The organism is Dactylosporangium sp. NBC_01737, assembly GCF_035963215.1.
Taxonomy (GTDB): Bacteria; Actinomycetota; Actinomycetes; order Mycobacteriales; family Micromonosporaceae; genus Dactylosporangium.
This window is the reverse complement of record NZ_CP109153.1, coordinates 3,621,057-3,639,671: the sequence shown is the minus strand read 5'-3', so window position 1 is coordinate 3,639,671 and position 18,615 is coordinate 3,621,057. Positions and strand designations below refer to the sequence as shown.

Genomic DNA, 18,615 nt, shown 5'->3' with positions numbered 1-18,615 from the left:
ACCTCCACCGTCAGCTCATATTTCTGGGTGCCGAAAAGGCCACCGACACCGCCGGTGCGCACTTTCTCGGCGGAGACGATGACAGCGTCCGGTCCGTGCTCCGCGCGGACCTGCGCGAGCAGTTCTTCGAGGTCACGACCCTCAAGCAGCAACCGGGTAGGCACCATTCACCACCCCAATAGTCTCAATCCGCAGCGTACTCCCGGTGATCTCTGAGTAAGACAGAACCGGCAAACGCGGCAGCGCCATCTGCACCAGCTTTCGCAGTGCGTTGCGCAGTTGCGGTGAGCAGACGAGGACCGGGCTGGTGCCGCGTTCCTCGCCGAGTTCGGTGATTCTGGTGAGGTCGGCGAGCATCGACTCGGCGCGTGCCGTGTCGATCAGCAGCTGCAGTCCGCTGTCGGTGGGGCGCAGCGACTCCAGCAGCTGCTGCTCGAGTCGGGGGTCGAACGTGATCGCGGTGAGAGTGCCGTCGTGGGCGTACCTGGCGGCGATCGCCGGCCCCAGCGACGCGCGCGCCGCCTCGACCAGCGAGTCGGGGTCGGTGGACTGCTTCGCCTGCAGCGACAGCGACTCGAAGATGCGCACCAGGTCGCGGATCGGCACGCCCTCGTCCAGCATCGTCTGCAGCACCCGCTGGATCTGCCCGAGGCTCAGCGCCGACGGGGTCAGCTCCTCCACCACCACGGGGTGGGTGCGCTTGACGATCTCGGTGAGCGCGCGGACGTCCTCGCGGCCGAGGAGGCGGCTGGCGTGCACCCGGACGATCTCCGCCAGGTGCGTGATGATGACCGATGCCCGGTCCACGACCGTGGCGCCGGTGAGGTCGGCCTGGTGGCGCAGCTCCGCCGGGACCCACTTGCCGGCGAGGCCGAAGACCGGTTCGACGCCGGCGCGCCCGGGCAGGAACTCCAGGCCGTCGCCGATGGCCAGGACGGTGCCGGGCGGCGCCTGGCCGCGGCCGACCTCGACGCCGCTGATGCGCACCGCGTACGTGGACAGCGGCAGTTCCAGGTCGTCACGGGTCCGCACGGGCGGCATGACGATGCCGAGCTCCAGGGCGACCTTGCGGCGCAACGCCCGCACGCGCTCCAGGAGGTCGCCGCCGCTGGCGTCGACGAGGTCGACGAGGTCGGGGGCCAGGGCGAGCTCGAGCGGGTCGACGCGCATCTCGCCGAGCAGCGTCTCGGTCGGGTCCGGCGGCGGCGGCTCGGCCTCGGCGGCGGCCGCGGCCTGCTCCTCGGCCTCGCTGACCGGCTTCGGCAGGCGCTGCGCGACGATCAGCACCGCGGCGCCGACGAGCAGGAAGGGCAGCTTCGGCAGCCCCGGGATCAGGCACAGCGCGAGCGCGGCGCCGCCGCCGATCTGCAGCGCGCGGCGGTTCTGGCTGAGCTGCTTGCTGACCGTGGTGCCCATGTCGCCGTCGTTGGCGGAGCGGGTCACGATGAGGCCGGTCGCCACCGACAGCAGCAGCGCCGGGATCTGCGACACGAGGCCGTCACCGACGGACAGCAGCGAGTAGGTCGCGATCGCGTCGGCGGGTGACATGCCGCGCTGCAGCATGCCGATCGCGAAACCGCCGATGAGGTTGACCAGCGTGATGATGATCGCGGCGATCGCATCGCCCTTGACGAACTTCGACGCGCCGTCCATGGCGCCGTAGAAGCTCGCCTCGGAGGTGATCTCGGTGCGGCGCTTGCGGGCCGTCGCCTCGTCGATGAGGCCGGCGTTGAGGTCGGCGTCGATCGCCATCTGCTTGCCGGGCATCGCGTCGAGGGTGAAGCGCGCGCCGACCTCGGCGACGCGTTCCGCGCCCTTGGTGACGACCATGAACTGGACGATGAACAGGATGAGGAAGATGACCAGGCCGACGATGAGGGAGCCGCCGACGACGAAGTGGCCGAACGCGTCGATGACCGCGCCGGCGAAGCCGTCGGTGAGCACCAGCCGGGTCGCGCTGATGTTGAGCGCCAGGCGGAACAGGGTCGCGATCAGCAGCAGCGACGGGAACGAGGAGAATTCGAGGGGCCGCTTCACGTACATGCTGACCAGCACGATCACCAGCGCCAGGGTGATGTTCGCGGCGATCAGCGTGTCCAGCAGGAGAGCCGGCAACGGCACGACCATCATGAGGATGATCATCACGATGCCGATGGGCACGACGAACTGCGACAGGCGTTTGGGCACGCTCTCCCCGTCTTTCTGATGTGACGCGATCCCCTGATCGGTGCCGTACGGGTAGTTCTGAGGGTTTTCCTTTGGTTGCAGCGCCCGGTGCCGATCGGTGGGGCGTGCAGCCCGCAACGACCTCCCCCGACTCGACGCAGCTCGTCCACATCGGCCGGCAGCCCCTCTACGACTGGGCCGGGCACGTCGTCGGTTACGAGCTGCTGTTCCGTGGTGCCGCGGACGAGGTCGAGGCGTCCCGACGCACCGCGTACGCCACCAGCCAGGTCATCGTCAACGCCTTCACCGAGTTCGGCCTCGAGCAGCTCGTCGGCGGGCGCAAGTGCTTCATCAACCTGACCCGCGACTTCCTCGTCGGGGAGCTGCCGCTGCCGTTCGACCCGGACCACGCCATCCTGGAGATCCTGGAGACGGTCGAGATCGACGACGCGGTGCTCGCCGGGACCGCGCGGCTGGTGCAGCAGGGGTACGAGATCGCCCTCGACGACTTCGTGTTCGGCCTCGGCCACGAGCGGCTGCTGGGGCTCGCCTCCTATGTGAAGCTGGACCTGCTCATCCGCGAGCCGGACGAGCTGACCGAGGTGGTGGCGCGGTGCCGGCGGTACCCCGGCATCAAGCTGGTCGCGGAGCGGGTCGAGACCGAGGAGCACATCCTGCTGGCGCAGCGGCTCGGCTTCGACCTGCTGCAGGGGTACGCGGTCGGCCGGCCCCAGGTGCTGACGGCGGTCCCGCCGAGGACGCCGACATCGCGAAGGTGTCCACGATCGTGCAGAGCGACCCGGCGCTGTCCTACCGGGTGCTGCGGGCGACCAACTCCGCCGCGTCCGGCCTGCCGCGCAAGGTCGCGTCGGTCCGCGACGCGGTCGTGCTGCTCGGCTCGGCGAAGATCCGGCAGTGGGCGGCGCTGATGCTGGTCAGTGACGTGGCGGAGTCCGCGACCGAGGACCAGCTGTCCACGACGATGGCCCGGGCGCGGCTGTGCCAGACCGTGGCGGAGCGGCTGGGCCTGCAGGGCGAGGCGGCGTTCACCGTCGGGCTGCTCGCCGGGGTCGCCGAGCTCATCTCGGAGCCTGTCGCGGAGCTGGTCAACCGGTTGCCGCTGACCGTGGAGGTGGCCGACGCGCTCGTCGACGGGCACGGCCGGCTCGGCCAGGTGCTGTCGATCGTGCGGGCGTACGAGATCGCCGACGAGCACGCCCTGGCGGCCGCCCCGGTGTCCTCGGTGGACCTGGCGAAGGCGTACCTGTCGGCGGTCGGCTGGTCGATGCGGACGATCGAGGGGGCGCTCGGCCGCTGATGGCGGGTGAGAAGACCGAGGAGCCTACCGAACAGAAGAAGCGGAAGGCGCGCAGTGAGGGCACCCGGGCCCGCACGCCGGACCTGGGTGCGTGGGGCGGGGTGCTGCTGGCCAGCATGCTGCTGCCCTGGACGGCCCGCGCCGTCATGTCGCGGACCCAGGCGCTGTTCACGCGCAGCACGCAGGCGTTCGTCGACCCGGAGCCGGCGAAGGCCCTGGAGCTGCTCAAGGCCGGCGCGACCGACATGGTCGTCGTGGCCGCGCCGATCACGGTGAGCCTGTTCCTGTTCGCGATTCTCGGCACCGCCGCGCAGGGCGGCCTGCGTCCCGCCACGAAGATGTTCAAACCGGACTTCAAGAAGCTCGACCCGTTCAAGGGGCTGAAGCGGACCTTCGGCGGGCAGGCGGCGTGGGAGTCCGTCAAGTCCCTCGTCAAAGTGATCATCCTGGGCCTGGTCGTCTACAACACCATGCAGACCCTGATCCCGACGCTGCTCGGGGCCACGGCGATGCCGCTGCAGACCATCATCGGCCTGGTCGCCGACACCGTGCTGCAGGTCATCCGGGTCGCCGCGGTGACCGGCCTGGTGCTCGCCTTCGCCGACTACTTCGTGGCGAAGCGGCGGGTCAACAAGCAGCTGAAGATGTCGAAGGAGGAGGTCAAGGAGGAGCACAAGAAGTCCGAGGGCGACCCGCACGTCAAGGGCCAGATCCGGCAGCGGCAGCACGAGATGGCCCGCAGCCGGATGATGTCCGACGTGCCGCGGGCCGACGTCGTGGTGGTCAACCCGACGCACGTGTCGGTGGCGCTGCGGTACGACCCGACGAAGGGCGCCCCGAGGGTGGTGGCGAAGGGCGTCGGCGTGATCGCGCTGAAGATCCGTGAGGTGGCCGAGGAGCACCGGGTGCCGATGGTCTCCGACGTGCCGCTCGCCAGGGCGCTCTACGGAGCGTGCGACATCGGCGACGAGATCCCGGCGGAGTTCTTCGGGGCGGTCGCCCGCGTGCTGGCGTTCATCATGATGCTCAAGTCGAAGGGTTCCGCCGCGGGCGTGCACACCGTCCCGGACACTCGCTAGGTTGCTGCCATGGACGACTTCGACGTCGTGGTGGTCGGTGCCGGGCCGGCGGGTGCGGCGGCGGCGCTCGCCGCACGGCGGGCCGGCGCGAGCGTGCTGCTGCTGGACAAGGCCGACTTCCCCCGGGACAAGCCGTGCGGTGACGGGGTCGCGCCGCACGCCCTGGACGTGCTCGCGGGGCTCGGGGTGACCGGCGTCGAGGACGGCTACGCACCGGTGCCCTCGCTGCGGCTCGTCGGCCCCGCCGGCGCGGCGGTCGCCCGGGCGCACGCGCGTCCCACGTACACCATCCCGCGCCTGACGCTGGACCAGCGGATCGTCGATGCGGCGGTGGCGGCCGGTGCGGTGCTGCGCCGTCACACGGTGCGCCGCGTCGAGGAGCGCGGCACCCGGGTCGTCCTGGACGGTGTGGTGTCGGCACGCGCGGTCATCGGCGCCGACGGCGCGTACTCGGTGGTGCGCAAGGCGCTCGGCGAGCCGCCGAACGGCCCCGGCCACCTGGCGCTCGCCATCCGCGGCTACGCGCCCGCCCCGGCGGGCCCGATCGAGCAGCGCATCGTCACCGCCGCGCGGGAATGGCCGGCGTACGCGTGGGCCTTCCCGATCGGGGACGGCACCGCCAACATCGGCTACGGCGAGGTCCTGCACGGCCGGTCGATCTCCCGCGCGCACCTGCTGGACCGGCTGGCGGCGCTGCTGCCCGACGTCGACGTCGGCGCGGCGACCGGGTTGCGCGCGCACCACCTGCCGCTGTCGACCCGCCGCCCGGCGCCGGCCCGGGGGCGGCTCCTGCTCGCCGGTGACGCCCTGTCGCTGATCAACCCGTTCACCGGGGAGGGCATCTTCTACGCGGTGCTGTCCGGCGCCCTGGCCGGTGCGGCCGCGGCGGCGCCCGGGGACGCGCCGGGGCACCGGTATGCCGCCGCGTTCCAAGGGCGGCTCGGACGGCACCTGCGGCACTCCAGGGCGGCGGCGCTGCTCGGCGGCCGGCAGTGGATCGTCAACGCCGCGGTGCGGGCCGCCGAGCGCCGGCAGGCGGTCTTCGACGACCTGATCGAGCTGGGCCTCGGCGACGGCACGCTGACCCCGCGCACGGTCGGCGCCATCGCCCGCCACGCCGTCACCCGCCGCTGAGGTTTCCGGCCATGTGGGCGAGGGTCCGCACGGTGGTCAGGTAGTCCTCGTCCGGGATCCCTTCGGCGGCCCGCCGGCGGACCACGGCGACGTCCGCCGCGATCGCCGCGCGGGCCTGCTCGCCGACGGGGGTGAGCGCGCCGTCCGGCGTCGTCCAGCCACGGGCGGCGAGGTCGGCGGCGACCTCCTCGTGGGGGCGCTCCCCCGGGCCCCAGAACGGGTCGTGCGGGCCGAGCCCGTTGAGCACCTGCCAGTGCCGCCGGGCCAGCCCCCGCGCGCCCAGTGTGGACACGAACGCGTCCTCGATGCGGCGGTCGAGCTCGCGCAGCCAGTAGCCGATCGGCCGGTCCTCTGCTTTCATGGGATCCTCCTGTACATGTCGAAGGAATGTAGATAACAAAGATTATGCATGATGCACTGGGCGCGGTCGAGACCGCGATGGTCGCGATCCGGCGCAGCCAGACCCGCCGCGCGCTGGCCCGCAGCGGCCCGACCGGCGGGGTCGACCCGGCCGTCTTCGACGTCGTCGACGCCGTGGAGGGACTGGCCGAGGAGGCGACGGTGATGTCGGTGGCCGCCGCCCTGGACGTCGCGCAGCCCCGCGCGAGCAAGCTCGTCGCCGCCGCCGTCGAGGCCGGCTGGCTGCGGCGGGAGGCGGACCAGGGCGACGGGCGGCGGTCGCTGCTGGTGCGCACCGAGGAGGGCCTGGCACTGTCCGAGCGGGTCCACGCGGCCCGGCGGGCGAGGTTTGCCGCCGCGACCGGCGACTGGTCCCCGGCGGAGCTGGAGACGTTCGCCCTGCTCCTGACCCGCTTCGTCGCGGGTCTCACCGAAACGGCTGGACAGCGGCACTGAGCGTCGATTCTTCATTGCTGCCCGGCACGGTAATCTTCGCGCCAGAGGTGATGCGGGTGACCGGCGGCGACGGCCAGGACGATGTGTTCATCGAGCCTGCGCTGTCCGACCTCGCGCACCGGTGGGTCGCCGCCGTCCGCCAGACCAGCTACCTCGACGTGGGCGCGGACGTGCTCCGCGACCGCTTCGACGACCTCGTCGCGCGGCTCGCCGACGTGCTGCGCTCCGACCCCTTCGACCCCGCGCCGGCCGCCGCCGCCGGGGTCGCGCTCGTCGAGGTGGGGCTGTCCAGCCCAGAGGCGCTGCAGCGCACGATCGCGGTCCTCGCGGGGCTGCCCGCCGCCGCGGACGGCAAGCCCGACGACGACCGGATCGGCGCGATCCTCGGCGCGGTCGCGGCCGGCTTCACCCGCGCCGGGCGGCAGCGCATCCTCGACGACCAGGAGCGCATCCGCCGCGCCTGGGCCAGGGCGCTCACCGACGCCGAGCACAGCCTCCAGCTGGAGCTGCACCACCAGGCGCACCACGACCCGCTGACCGGGCTGCCCAACCGCGTCCTGCTCTACCGGCACCTCACCGACACGCTCACCGAGGCCGGTGCCCGCGACCGGATCGGGGTCTGCTTCCTGGACCTCGACGAGTTCAAGACCATCAACGACACCCTCGGGCACGGCTCCGGCGACCGGCTCCTGGTCGCCCTCGCCGACCGGCTCCGGGCCTGCGTCAACGGCGCGGGACACTTCGTGGCCAGGGTCGGCGGCGACGAGTTCGTCGTGGTCGTCCGCGACAGCAGCGGGCCGGCCGAGCTGACCGAGCTGGCCGAGGCGATGCTCGCCGAGCTCAGCAAGCCGGTGCGGCTGGACGGTCACGAGCTGTCGGTGTCGGCGAGCATCGGCATCGTCGAGCAGCCGTGCCGCGACGCCGAGCCCGAGGAGCTGCTGCGCGCCGCCGACGCCACCCTCTACCTGGCGAAGGAGGAGGGCCGGGCGCGCTACGCGCTGTTCGACGTCAAGCGCAACGCCCAGCAGGTCCTGCGCTACGGGCTGACCGGCCGGCTCGCCGGCGCCCTGGACCGCGGCGAGTTCGAGCTGGTGTATCAGCCCCTCGTCGCCCTGGCCGACAACCGGCTGCGCGGCGCCGAGGCGCTGCTGCGCTGGCGGCACCCGGACCTCGGCACGGTCTCGCCCAACACGTTCATCCCCGTCGCCGAGCAGTCCGGAATGATCCACCCGCTGGGCCGCTGGGTGCTGCGGGAGTCCTGCCGCGTCGCCGCCGACTGGCAGCGCGCCCACCCGGACACGCCGCTGCTCATCAGCGTCAACGTCTCGCCCCGCCAGTGCACCGACCCGCGGCTGCTCGACGACGTGCGGCACGCCCTGTCCGACACCGGCCTCGACCCGGCCAACCTGCAGCTGGAGCTGACCGAGACGGTCCTCATGCAGTCGACCGGCCAGCCGATCCAGACCCTGCGCACCATCGCCGACCTCGGCGTGCGCATCGTCATCGACGACTTCGGCATCGGCTACTCCAACCTCGCCTACCTGCGCCACCTGCCGGTGCACGGGCTGAAGCTCGCCGGCGCCTTCATGGCCGGCATCCGCTCCCTGGCCAGCGACCACGTCGACGAGCAGATCGTGGAGACGGTCATCCGGCTCGCGCACACGCTGCAGATGACCGTCACCGCCGAGGGCATCGAGACGGCCGACCAGGCCGCCCGCCTCGCCGCCCTCGGCTGCGACCTCGGCCAGGGCTGGCACTTCGGCCGCCCCGTCACCCCCGACGCGATCCGCGGAGCCTAGGCGTTGCTGCGGCGCAGGCGGATCCAGCGGTACCCGTAGCCCGACAGGTGCAGTTGCGTGAAGTCGCCGACCGGTCCGTACTCCTGGTCGGCGAAGACGTCGTTGGGCAGGTGCGTGTCCTTGGCCAGGTCGCCGAGGTCCACCGTCACGTCCTGCGTGCCGAGGTTGTGCAGGAACAGCATCGAGCCGGTCGGCCCGTCGGCGCGGTGTGCGAGGACCCCCGGCGGCATCGGCTTGTCCACGCAGGCGCAGGCGCCGCCGCCCACCTCGGGGCTCTCCCGCAGGGTCCGGATCATCCGCTCGAACCACGCCAGCAGCGACGCCGGGTCGTGCCGCTGGGCGGTGACGTTGACCTGCTCGTAGCTGTACTCGCCCTTGCTGATGACCGGGCGGATCGGCTCCGCGTCGCTGAACCCCGCGTTGGTCGCGAACGACCACTGCATCGGCGTCCGGATGGCGTACCGGCCGACCTGGCTCAGGTCCTCCCCCATGCCGATCTCCTCGCCGTAGCGCAGCACCGGCGTCCCGCGCAGCGTGAACTGCAGCGAGTACGCCAGCTCCAGGCGGCTGCGGTCACCACCGAGCATCGGGCCGAGGCGGCGGCGGATGCCCCGGTCGTACAGCCGCATGTCCTCGTCGGGGCCGAACTGCTCGAACACGTCCTCGCGCTGCTCGGCGGTGAGCCGCGACAGGTCGATCTCGTCGTGGTTGCGCAGGAACGTGGCCCACTGGCCGCCCGCAGGCAGCTTCGGGGTGGTCTTCAGCCAGTCGATGACCGGCTCCGGGTTCTGCCGCGCCAGGGCGAGGACCAGGCGGCCGTTGAGCATGAAGTCGAACAGCATGTGGATGCGGTTCGCCGACCCGCCCGCGTCGCCGAAGTACTCCGGCAGCTTCTCCGGCTCCACGTTGGCCTCGGCGAGCAGCACCGCGTCGCCGCGCCGCCACTGGATGTGCTGCCGCAGCTCGCTGAGGTAGTCGAAGTCCATCGGCGGCTCGGCCCGCCCCGGCTCCGTCAGCTCGATGATGAACGGCACCGCGTCCATCCGGAACCCGGCGACGCCGAGCTGGATCCAGAACGCCAGGATCTTCTTGACCTCGGCACGCACCAGCGGGTTGGCGAAGTTCAGGTCCGGCTGGAAGTCGTAGAAGCGGTGGTAGTACCAGGCGCGGGCCCGGCGGTGGTAGGTCCACGTCTCGGCCTGCTCGCCGGGGAACACCATCCCCTGGTAGCGGTCGGCGGGCTCCTTGTCGGTCCAGACGAACCAGTCCCGGTACGGCGAGTCCTTCGACGCGACCGCCGACTGGAACCACGGGTGCTCATCGGACGTGTGATTCACCACCAGGTCGATGATGACCTTGATCCCGCGGTTCGCCGCCTCGTGCAGCAACTCGGCGAAGTCGCCCAGCGTGCCCAGCCTCGGATCGACGTTGTAGAAGTCCGTGGCGTCGTAACCGTCGTCCCGGCCGGGTGTCGGATGGATCGGATGCAACCAGAGACAGTTGATCCCGAGCCTGGTCAGGTAGTCGAGACGGCTGATGAGACCTTGAAAGTCGCCGATGCCATCGCCGTTGGAGTCCTGGAACGTGTCGACGTCCAGGCAATAGATGACACTCTCGGTGTACCAGCGCTCGCCCATGGGCTCGGGGTTACCGAATCGGCAATTACGCAAACGCGCGCTTGCGTGCGCCCCGCCCCGACCGCGAGGATGGCACCCGGGGGGCTGATGGTCGACTTCGCCGGCGCGCTACGTGACGCCATCCAGGCACGGGGCCTGGGACTGGAACGCATCCAGGAGCGGCTTCGCGCCGAGGGTTTCTCGGTGAGTCTCGCCACGTTGAGTTACTGGCAGACTGGACGCAGCCGCCCGGAGCGGCGTGAGTCCCTGGCTGCCCTCGCCGAGCTCGAGAAGATCCTGGAGGTCGAGCCGGGGTCCCTGGCCGCCCTGGTGGGTCCTCCGCGCCCACGCGGCCGGCACCTGCACAAGAGCCAGGAGGCGCACGCCCTGGGCGCGTTCTGGTCCGAGCGGGACCTCATCACCGACCTCGCGCAGGGCGTCGACACCCGCTGGGACGAGCGGCTGACCCGGCTGAGCCAGCACGACCGGGTCAACGTGGGGCCGGAGCGCGGCGAGGTCTCGTTCCTCGTCCGGCAGGTGCTGCGGGCCGAGGCCGACGGGCCCGACCGGTGGGTGGTGATCCTGCGCCTCGACGAGCAGGAGCACCCGCTTCCACTGGTGACCGCAGTCCGCAACTGCCGCCTCGGCCGGGTGGTCGAGCACCCTGAAAGCGGACTGCTGCTGGCGGAGCTGCTCTTCGACCGCCCGCTCGCGAAGGGCGAGACGGTCATCACCGAACATGCGCTGCACAATTATCCGCCGTTTCCGACGGCGACCAATTATGAGCGCAAGTTCCGGCTTCCGGTGCGTGAATACGTGCTCGAGGTGTGTTTCGACCCGGCAGCGCTGCCGCGGGCCGTCTATCAGTTCCAGCAGATGGACGGCCAGACCGAACAGGTCACCTCTTACGAGGTCGACGTGGGCAATTCGGTCCACGCGATCGCGCTTGACTACGGCCCGGGTCGATACGGGTTCCGATGGGACTGGGACTGAGTTGGCTGCTCAGATGGTCTTGGGCAGTTGAGAACAACGGGGCGCCGGTGTGGCCAGCGCCCCGCCTCTGTTCCCGGACATTACCGGCGTCACCATCTGAACGGCTGGGATGTCGCCGCGACGGTAAGGGTGGAACGCATGTGCCGCCTCCACAAGGAAGTTCGTTTTCCTTGCCAATGACGTTATGGCTGCCCGCGAACCACCGGCAAGATCTACCCCCGGCTTAACAGTTAACGCTCGACGTTTGACCGCCGTTAACAGTTAAGTGTATGAAACAGATCATTCACAAAGCCGATCATGCCCCGGCCATCCGCCAGCCGGCATCCTGACCGAAGCCACCCGCGCCTGCGCACTTTCCGGGTCCGCGGGAGGACGGGCCTGCCTCCGCGTCTCGCGCGAAGGGCAGGCGAGTTGGACGACAGACCTGTCTGAGCCGCAACCCGGACCACCGGTCGTTCGGATGCAGCGCGCACGCGTGTGAGTCGCCCGCGCCCTCCAGGGCGCAGGGCGTGCGAGCGGCAGCAAGCATTGGGGGTGTGGGGTGAGAATCCCCCACTGCTCTTCCGGCCGTCAGGCCGCCGCGGAAGAAACAGCACAGACCGGGCGGTCGCACCCGCCAACTTGTGCGACCGCCCGGCGATCAGGGTGCCGCCGGCTGGCTGGCGCTGGGCCCGGTGGCGGCCGGGGCCCAGCGCCAGGTTCCAGACGGCGACTGCGGCGTGTTGCGAGACAGAGGGCAGCCCAGCAGGGTCAGGACAGGCGCAGCCAGGCCGAGGCGTCCGCGGGCAGGGTGCCGTCGTCGTTGAGCGGCACGCTGCTGACCAGCACCTCGCGGTGTGGCGGCAGCGTTGCCGGCGCCGTGCCGAGGTTGGTGACGTTGGCGAAGGTGTCGTCACGGGCGAAGGCCAGCACGTCCGGCGCCGAGTCAAGCCAGCGCATCGGGCCGTCGCCGAGGGAAGGCTCGGTGCGGCGGACGCGGAGGGCGTCGCGGTACAGCTCCAGGAACGAGCCCTGCACGCCCTCCTGCGCGGCGACGGTCTTGCCGGCCCAGGTCGCGGGCTGCGGCAGCCATGGCTCGCCGGCGGCGTCGGCGGGGCTGAAGCCGAAGGGCGGCTCGGCGCCGGACCAGGGCAGCGGCACCCGGCAGCCGTCGCGGCCGGGGTTGGTGCCGCCGGAGCGGTGGAACATCGGGTCCTCGCGCAGGGCGTCGTCGAGGTCCTCGACCTCTTCGAGTCCCAGCTCCTCGCCCTGGTACAGGTAGACCGCGCCCGGCAGGGACATGATGAGCAGCGCGGCGGCGCGGGCGCGGCGGGTACCGAGCTCCAGGTCGGACGGCACGTCGCGGCGCTTCTCGGCGAAGGAGAAGTTGGTCGACTCGCGCCCGAAGCGGGTGACCTCGCGGGTGACGTCATGGTTGGACAGGACCCAGGTGGCGGGCGCGGCGACCGGCGCGTGCACCTCGAGGGTCATGTCGATCTCGTAGCGGAGCCGGGCGGCCTCCCACGGCGCGTTGAGGAACGCGAAGTTGAAGGCGGTGTGCAGCTCGTTCGGGGCCAGGTAGCGGGCGAACGCCTCGTGGTCGGGCAGCCACACCTCGCCGATGAGGGCGCGCGGCGGGCTGTACGTGTCGGAGATGCGCCGCCAGCTCTGGTAGACGTCGTGGATGCCTTCGTTGTCCTCGTAGACGTCGCTGACCAGGGGGTCCTTGATGAGGACGGCGGCGGAGTCGATGCGGATGCCGTCGATGCCCCGGTCGAGCCAGAACCGCACGATGTCCTCGAACTCGTCGCGGACGGCCGGGTGGTCCCAGTTGAAGTCGGGCTGCTCGGACGCGAAGAGGTGCAGGTACCACTCGCCGTCGGGGACCCGGGTCCAGGCGGAGCCGCCGAAGATGGACTGCAGGTCGGTCGGCGGCTGGTCGCCGTCGGGGCCGCGCCCCTTGCGGAACCAGAACAGGTCGCGTTCGGGTGAGCCGGGCGCGGACGCGAGAGCCTTCTGGAACCAGGCATGCTGGTCGGAACAGTGGTTGGGCACGATGTCGCAGATGACGCGGATGCCGGCGGCGTGCGCCTCCTCGATCAGCTTCTCGGCCTCCGCGAGGGTGCCGAAGATGGGGTCGATGGCGCGGAAGTCGGCGACGTCATAGCCGCCGTCGGCGAGCGGGGACGGGTACCACGGCACGATCCAGATCGCGTCGACACCGAGACCGGCCAGGTACGGCAGTCTGGAACGCAGGCCCGCCAGGTCGCCGATGCCGTCGCCGTTACCGTCGGCGAAGCTGCGCAGATAGACCTGGTAGATAGCGGCGCTGCGCCACCAAGCTTGGTGGTGTTGGTCGGCCACGTGGAACCTGCTTTCTCACACTCGGATTGCCTGTACACGACTGTCGGCGGCGCGGGCCGGGGCGATCCCCGGGATCTGGCGAAGGGTCGCGGGCTATCCCTTCACGGCCCCACCCAATCCTGCACCCGACAGGAACAGGCGCTGGAAGGCGATGAAGAACACGATCGGGATGAGGGTCGAGATCGCGAGGGCGGCGAGGAACACGCCGAGGTCCGTCTGCGACGCGATCGCGGGCAGGCGCACCGACAGCGGTTGCTTGGACGGGTCCTTCAGCACCAGCATCGGCCACAGGAAGTCCTTCCAGCTGGCGATGGTCGCAAACACCGACACGACGCCGAGGATGGGCTTGGACATCGGCAGGACGACCGACCAGAACAGCCGGAACGTGCTGGCGCCGTCGACCTTGGCCGCCTCGAACACCTCACGCGGAAGGCCGTCGAAGAACCGCGTCATGAGCACGACGTTGAACGCGCTCGCGCCCGAGGGCAGCCAGACGGCGAGGAAGTTGTTGATCATTGACGTGCCGACGACCGGCGGGTCGAGAATCGTGAGGTACAGCGGTACGAGGAGCACGACGCTCGGCACGAACAGCGTCGCGATCACCAGCCCGTTGACGATCTTGCCCCAGGCGGGCCGCAGGACGGACAGCACGTAGCCGCCGGTGGTCGCGACGAGCATCTGCACGAACCAGGAGCCGGCGGCGAGCCAGATCGTGTTGAGGAAGTAGTGGCTGATCTGGACGTCGTTCCACGCCTCGGAGATGTTCGCCAGGCGCACGCCGTGCGGGAAGATCGCCAGGGGCGTGCGGATGATGTCCTGGGTAGGTGTGATCGCGTACTTCGCCAGCAGCAGGATCGGCCCGATGCCGACCAGCAGGAGCAGCCCGAGCAGGACCGCGTGCAGGGTCGCCATGGTCGCCCGGACGCGCGGGTTGCGCCAGTCCTGCGCCGAGACGTAGCCGCGGCCGCCGTCGAAGTCGGACTTCTTGCGCTTGCGCGCCGGCCGCCCGCCCCTTGCCGCACCGCCCGGAACCACGGCGCCGGGTGCCCGCCGCGAGGTGCCGGCGTCCGCCCGCTGCCGGGCGGGATCGGTGACGGTCATGGTGGTCCTCTTCCCCTCGGAGCTGCGCTGGCCGGTCATGCCGCCGCCTCCGGCGTCGGCACGACCCAATGCTGGGCCCATGATGACCGGCCCGAGACGCTGCGCTGGCCGGTCATGACTTGCTCCAGCCGGACGTGAGCTTGAAGTACACCAGCGACAGGATCGCCAGGAACGTCGCGAGCATGACGGACAGTGCCGTCGCCGCGCCGTAGTTCCCGCCCAGGGACCTGCCGAACGCGTAGTCGTAGATCATCAGCAGGATCGTGAGCGTGGCGTTCGCAGGGCCGCCGCCGGTGAACAGGTACGGCTCCAGGAACACCTGGACGGTGCCGATGATCTGCAGGATGAACGTGATGAGCAGGACGCCGCGCAGCTGCGGCATGCTGACGTGCCACACCCTGCGCCAGATGCCGGCGCCGTCGACCTCCGCGGCGTCGTACAGCTCGTCCGGCACGCTCAGCAGCGCGGCCAGGTAGATGATCACGGTCCCACCGGCGGCGGCCCAGGTCGCCTCGACGACGAGGGACGGCATGGCCAGTGACTGGCTCGACAGCCAGGCGTACGGGCCGAGCCCGACGTAGCCGAGCATCGTGTTGAACACGCCGTCGGCGGCGCCGTCGTAGAAGAACTTCCACAGCAGCACGGCGACGACCGGCGGTACCACGACCGGGAGGTAGGCGAGCACTGAGAACAGGCCCTTGCGCCGCCGCACCGAGCTCATCAGCACCGCGGCGACGAGCGGGATCGGGTAGCCGAACACGAGGGCGAGCAGTGCGAAGTAGAGGGTGTTGAGGATCGCCGTGGGCAGGTCGGGGTCGGTGAGCACGAAGTCGAAGTTCTTCCAGCCGACCCAGGTCGGTGTCCCGACGAGGTTGGTCTTCTGGAAGCTCATGACGATCGACCGCACGATCGGCCACCACGAGAAGACCCCGAAGATGATCAGGAGCGGCAGCGCGAACAGCAGCGAGCTGAGCCCGCCACGCTGGACCCAGGTGACCGGGTCGCGCCGGCGGACCTTCCGTCCCGGTGGCCCGTCCTGGTTGCCCCCGCCGGCGGAGCCGCCGGTCTGCCGCAGGGCTCCCGATGCACTCACGACGTCACTCCTCGTCCTGGTTTTCGGGGCAGAGCCCCGGTGTGGGCCGCCAGTCTCCCGGCGGCCCACACCTGTGGGTTTGGCGGTGGTGTGGGCAGTGATCAGCCGGCCGAGTCGATGGCGCGCTGCGCCTTCGTGTTGGCGTCGGTGAGGAGCTGGTCGATGTTGGCGTTCTTGTCGGTCAGCACGGCCTGGACGACCGAGTCGAGCGACTTGTAGACGTCCTGGGTGGCGATGGCCGGCTCGTTGACGACCTTGGCCTGGAACACCTTGCTGGTGAAGGTGGTCATCTGGTCCAGCGGCACGTTGACGAGGGGCTTGATCCAGCCCTGGTAGGTCTCGTACTGCTGCTGCGAGAAGATCGGCAGCTCAGGGGTGCCGACGGGCTGCTTGCTCGCGATCTGGATGTCGGCGACCTTCTTCGCGGCGGCCTCGCTGGTGTACTTGCGCAGGTAGTGGTAGTCGATCCACTTGATCGCCGCGGCCTTCTCGTTGGCGCTGGCCTTGGCGGAGACGGCCGCCATGGTGCCACCGCCGAGGACGCCCGCGTCGCTGCCGGTCAGCGGGATCATCGTGAGGCCGTAGGTCTTCGGGTCGATGTTGTTGGTCTGCACCAGGCTCGTGTAGACGTCCTGACCCGAGGTGTACATGCCGATCTTGCCGGCGGCGAACGCCTGGTTGATGCCGGTCCAGTCGTAGTCGAAGTTCGCGCCCATGGAGTTGTCGGTCCAGCGCATGTCCTTCAGGAACTGCAGCGAGGCCTTGGTGGCGTCGTTGGTGAGGGTGGCCTTCTTGCCGTCCTCGAGGCGACCGCCACGGGCGTAGGTGTCGACCGTCAGCTGCCAGCCGCCGGTGCCGTCCTTGGCCATCTGCGCGAAGCCGGCCTGCTGGGTCTTCTCCGCGATCGCCTTGGCGGCGGTGCGGACCTCGTCCCACGTCGTCGGCGGCTTGGCCGGGTCGAGGCCGGCCTTGGTGAACAGGTCACGGTTGTAGTGCAGGCCGACCGCGTAGACGCTCTTAGCGGGGATGGCGTAGACGTGACCGTCCGGGCCCTGGCCGTACTGCAGGACGTTCGGGTTGAAGTTCTTCGCGTACGACAGCGTGTCCACGCTCGCCTGCATGTCGGCGATCTGGCCGTTGGCGATCAGCGTCTTCGCGTCGGTGAAGGGGATCTCGAACACCGTCGGCAGCGTGCCACCGGCGAGGTCGGCCGCGAACGTCGTGGCCTTCCACTCGTAGTCCTTGGTCTGGATCGTGATGTTCGGGTTTTCCTTCTGGAAGTCCGCCACCTCGGCCGCGAGCGCCGTCTGCGCCTCGGGCTTGGCGCCGGGCAGCAGGCCCACGACGTTGAGCGTGACCTTGGCGTTCGAGTCGGCGCTCTTGCTGTCGTCATCGCCGCACGCGACGAGCGTGCTGCTGAGCGCAAGCGCACCCGCGATGGCGAACGCCATCGTGGTACGTGAGTACTTCATCGTCGCTCCTTGTTGGGGTGTGGAGAGATCCGGCCTTCGTGGGAGGGCCTGCGGGGCGGTGGGGCGTCCAACCTGGACCGCTGCGCACGGGTGCGGAGCCTTGCGTCGGCTGCCGGGGTATTCACACGTGCTTCAGGCGCGTTACTGATCGGTTTCCGTGGTATCGCGTCAGGGTTTCGGCCTGACGTAGGCAAGAGATTAGGCTCACTCGCCACAAGAAGTCCATGGGCCGTTGCAAAATTTTAATGATCCACTGGCAGCGGCTTGCATGGACCCGCTCCCATGGTCCGTGGACTTGCACGAAAGCGGCCGAAATCGCGCAGCGGGGGCCAGGGGTCCTTGACGGCCCGTACCGGCGGCGCCACGGCTTGCAGCGAGGCGACACTTGCGGGTGCAACGAAAGAGCGCCACGACTCCATGCAGGAGTCGTGGCGCTTCATGCAGCTACACAACGGCGCGGCCGCAGCCGCGCGACAGACGCGGGAACTACGCGGCCGAGGCGGCCTTCGTCGGCTTGGGCGCGGCGACCTTCAGTGCGCCCGTGGAGCCCCGCACGACGAGCTCGGGCTCGAAGAGCATCTCCTCGGTCGGCACGAGAGTCCCGGCGACCTGGCTGACGAGCAGGGTCACCGCGGCCTGCCCCATCGCCTGGATGGGCTGGCGCACGGTGGTCAGCGGCGGATCCGTGCAGTTCATGAACAGGGAGTCGTCGAAACCGACCACGGAGATGTCGTCGGGGACCTCCCGGCCCAGCCGGCGGGCCGCCCGGATCGCGCCGAGGGCCTGCACGTCGCTGGCGCAGATGATGCCGGTGACGCCGTGCTTGATGAGCCGCGTGGCGCCGGCCCGGCCGCCCTCCATGGAGAAGATGACCCGCTCGACGTCCTCTTCGTTGACCGTGTCGTTGAACCGCGCGGCCGCCTCGAAGGCGGTCAGCTTGCGGTTGGACGGCGCGTGGTCCGCGGGGCCGAGGATCAGCCCGATGCGCTTGTGCCCGAGCGAGACCAGGTGGTTGAACGCCTGGTCCACCGCGTGCCCGTCGTCGACCGACACCCGCGGGAAGCCCAGGTCGTCGATCGCGGCGTTGACCAGCACCGCGGGCAGGCCGCGCTCGTGCAGGCGGTGGTAGTGCTCGTGCTCGGCGGCGGCCTGGTGATAGAGCCCGCCGCAGAAGATGATGCCGGACACGTGCTGGTCCAGCAGCATCTCGACGTAGTCGGCCTCCGAGACGCCGTCCGCGGTGCGGGTGCACAGCACCGGCGTGAAGCCGCGCTTGGACAGCGCGCCGGCAACCACCTCGGCGAACGCCGGGAAGATCGGGTTCTGCAGCTCCGGTAGCACGAGGCCCACCAGGCGGGCGCGCTCGCCACGCAGTTTCGTCGGGCGCTCATAGCCCAGGACGTCGAGCGCGGTGAGCACAGCCGTGCGGGTGGCGTCGGAGATGCCGGGCTTGCCGTTGAGCACCCGACTCACGGTCGCCTCGCTCACGCCGGCGTACTTCGCCACCTCAGCGAGTCGTCGAGTCATGCTCGCAAGCGTAGTGCATGTCTACGCAATTTTTTGCACGATGTCGCCCACCCAACCGCCCCGGCGCTGATCATGCGGCTGCGGCCGCCGGAAAACCGGTACAAAGGCCGCAGCCGCAA

General features: G+C 70.2%; 14 protein-coding genes and 1 pseudogene. 7 read left to right on the top strand and 8 right to left on the bottom strand.

The genetic code is table 11. The features are described from left to right. Positions 1-141: 141 nt before the first annotated feature. Positions 142-2,187: a flagellar biosynthesis protein FlhA gene (gene flhA, locus OHA72_RS16375; protein ID WP_327008674.1), complete on the bottom strand. Its 2,046-nt coding sequence runs from the start codon at positions 2,185-2,187 to the stop codon at positions 142-144. Positions 2,188-2,207: 20 nt separating this feature from the next. Here flhA and OHA72_RS16370 point away from each other — a divergent pair. The 4 genes and pseudogenes from OHA72_RS16370 to OHA72_RS16355 all read left to right on the top strand — a co-directional run. Continuing rightward, a pseudogene (locus OHA72_RS16370) lies at positions 2,208-2,837 on the top strand (EAL and HDOD domain-containing protein); the annotation flags it as partial. 116 nt (positions 2,838-2,953) lie between these two features. Beyond that, positions 2,954-3,484, top strand: coding sequence for an HDOD domain-containing protein (locus OHA72_RS16365; RefSeq protein ID WP_327008673.1), 531 nt, complete (start codon positions 2,954-2,956; stop codon positions 3,482-3,484). Next, positions 3,484-4,563, top strand: coding sequence for a flagellar biosynthesis protein FlhB (flhB, locus tag OHA72_RS16360; RefSeq protein WP_327008672.1), 1,080 nt, complete (start codon positions 3,484-3,486; stop codon positions 4,561-4,563). Before OHA72_RS16365 ends, flhB begins: the two co-directional genes overlap by 1 nt. Before the next feature lie 9 nt (positions 4,564-4,572). Beyond that, positions 4,573-5,697 carry a geranylgeranyl reductase family protein gene (locus tag OHA72_RS16355; RefSeq protein ID WP_327008671.1) on the top strand — a complete coding sequence of 375 codons (1,125 nt, stop codon included), beginning with the start codon at positions 4,573-4,575 and terminating at the stop codon, positions 5,695-5,697. Here OHA72_RS16355 and OHA72_RS16350 read toward each other — a convergent pair. Beyond that, positions 5,684-6,058: a hypothetical protein gene (locus OHA72_RS16350; RefSeq protein ID WP_327008670.1), complete on the bottom strand. Its 375-nt coding sequence runs from the start codon at positions 6,056-6,058 to the stop codon at positions 5,684-5,686. The genes OHA72_RS16355 and OHA72_RS16350 overlap by 14 nt on opposite strands. 44 nt (positions 6,059-6,102) lie before the next feature. Between OHA72_RS16350 and OHA72_RS16345 the strand changes: the two genes are divergently transcribed. Together OHA72_RS16345 and OHA72_RS16340 are read left to right on the top strand one after the other, a co-directional pair. Next, complete coding sequence (locus OHA72_RS16345; protein ID WP_327008669.1) at positions 6,103-6,552, top strand: MarR family winged helix-turn-helix transcriptional regulator; 450 nt, start codon at positions 6,103-6,105, stop codon at positions 6,550-6,552. Between the two features lie 50 nt (positions 6,553-6,602). Further along, on the top strand, positions 6,603-8,351 hold the full coding sequence (locus tag OHA72_RS16340; protein WP_442788724.1) for a putative bifunctional diguanylate cyclase/phosphodiesterase: 1,749 nt from the start codon (positions 6,603-6,605) through the stop codon (positions 8,349-8,351). Here OHA72_RS16340 and OHA72_RS16335 read toward each other — a convergent pair. Next, positions 8,348-9,988, bottom strand: coding sequence for an alpha-amylase family protein (locus OHA72_RS16335; protein WP_327008667.1), 1,641 nt, complete (start codon positions 9,986-9,988; stop codon positions 8,348-8,350). The genes OHA72_RS16340 and OHA72_RS16335 overlap by 4 nt on opposite strands. Before the next feature lie 87 nt (positions 9,989-10,075). Here OHA72_RS16335 and OHA72_RS16330 point away from each other — a divergent pair, with 87 nt between their 5' ends. Then, the gene (locus OHA72_RS16330; protein WP_327008666.1) at positions 10,076-10,960 is read left to right on the top strand and encodes a helix-turn-helix domain-containing protein; all 885 of its coding nucleotides are present in this window, start codon (positions 10,076-10,078) and stop codon (positions 10,958-10,960) included. A gap of 750 nt (positions 10,961-11,710) precedes the next feature. On the opposite strand, the gene OHA72_RS16325 is transcribed toward OHA72_RS16330, so the two are convergent. The 5 genes from OHA72_RS16325 to OHA72_RS16305 form a co-directional block, all read right to left on the bottom strand. Beyond that, entirely contained in the window at positions 11,711-13,303 is a 1,593-nt protein-coding gene (locus OHA72_RS16325; RefSeq protein WP_327008665.1) for a glycoside hydrolase family 13 protein, read from the bottom strand. Between the two features lie 93 nt (positions 13,304-13,396). Continuing rightward, complete coding sequence (locus OHA72_RS16320; protein WP_327008664.1) at positions 13,397-14,404, bottom strand: carbohydrate ABC transporter permease; 1,008 nt, start codon at positions 14,402-14,404, stop codon at positions 13,397-13,399. A 112-nt stretch (positions 14,405-14,516) separates the two neighbouring features. After that, a complete protein-coding gene (locus OHA72_RS16315) occupies positions 14,517-15,497 on the bottom strand; it encodes a carbohydrate ABC transporter permease (protein ID WP_327008663.1) in 981 nt (326 codons plus the stop codon). A 101-nt stretch (positions 15,498-15,598) separates the two neighbouring features. Continuing rightward, a complete protein-coding gene (locus tag OHA72_RS16310; protein WP_327008662.1) occupies positions 15,599-16,969 on the bottom strand; it encodes an ABC transporter substrate-binding protein in 1,371 nt (456 codons plus the stop codon). Positions 16,970-17,455: 486 nt separating this feature from the next. Beyond that, positions 17,456-18,496: a LacI family DNA-binding transcriptional regulator gene (locus OHA72_RS16305; RefSeq protein WP_327008661.1), complete on the bottom strand. Its 1,041-nt coding sequence runs from the start codon at positions 18,494-18,496 to the stop codon at positions 17,456-17,458. Positions 18,497-18,615: the final 119 nt, after the last annotated feature.

What these genes read in the sequence shown, in the direction of transcription:
- OHA72_RS16305 (WP_327008661.1), bottom strand. Translation starts at nt 18,496, where the DNA reads ATGACTCGACGACTCGCTGAGGTGGCGAAGTACGCCGGCGTGAGCGAG.
- OHA72_RS16350 (WP_327008670.1), bottom strand. Translation starts at nt 6,058, where the DNA reads ATGAAAGCAGAGGACCGGCCGATCGGCTACTGGCTGCGCGAGCTCGAC.
- OHA72_RS16340 (WP_442788724.1), top strand. Translation starts at nt 6,603, where the DNA reads ATGCGGGTGACCGGCGGCGACGGCCAGGACGATGTGTTCATCGAGCCT.
- OHA72_RS16330 (WP_327008666.1), top strand. Translation starts at nt 10,076, where the DNA reads ATGGTCGACTTCGCCGGCGCGCTACGTGACGCCATCCAGGCACGGGGC.
- OHA72_RS16320 (WP_327008664.1), bottom strand. Translation starts at nt 14,404, where the DNA reads ATGACCGTCACCGATCCCGCCCGGCAGCGGGCGGACGCCGGCACCTCG.
- OHA72_RS16335 (WP_327008667.1), bottom strand. Translation starts at nt 9,988, where the DNA reads ATGGGCGAGCGCTGGTACACCGAGAGTGTCATCTATTGCCTGGACGTC.
- OHA72_RS16310 (WP_327008662.1), bottom strand. Translation starts at nt 16,969, where the DNA reads ATGAAGTACTCACGTACCACGATGGCGTTCGCCATCGCGGGTGCGCTT.
- flhB (WP_327008672.1), top strand. Translation starts at nt 3,484, where the DNA reads ATGGCGGGTGAGAAGACCGAGGAGCCTACCGAACAGAAGAAGCGGAAG.
- OHA72_RS16345 (WP_327008669.1), top strand. Translation starts at nt 6,103, where the DNA reads ATGCATGATGCACTGGGCGCGGTCGAGACCGCGATGGTCGCGATCCGG.
- OHA72_RS16355 (WP_327008671.1), top strand. Translation starts at nt 4,573, where the DNA reads ATGGACGACTTCGACGTCGTGGTGGTCGGTGCCGGGCCGGCGGGTGCG.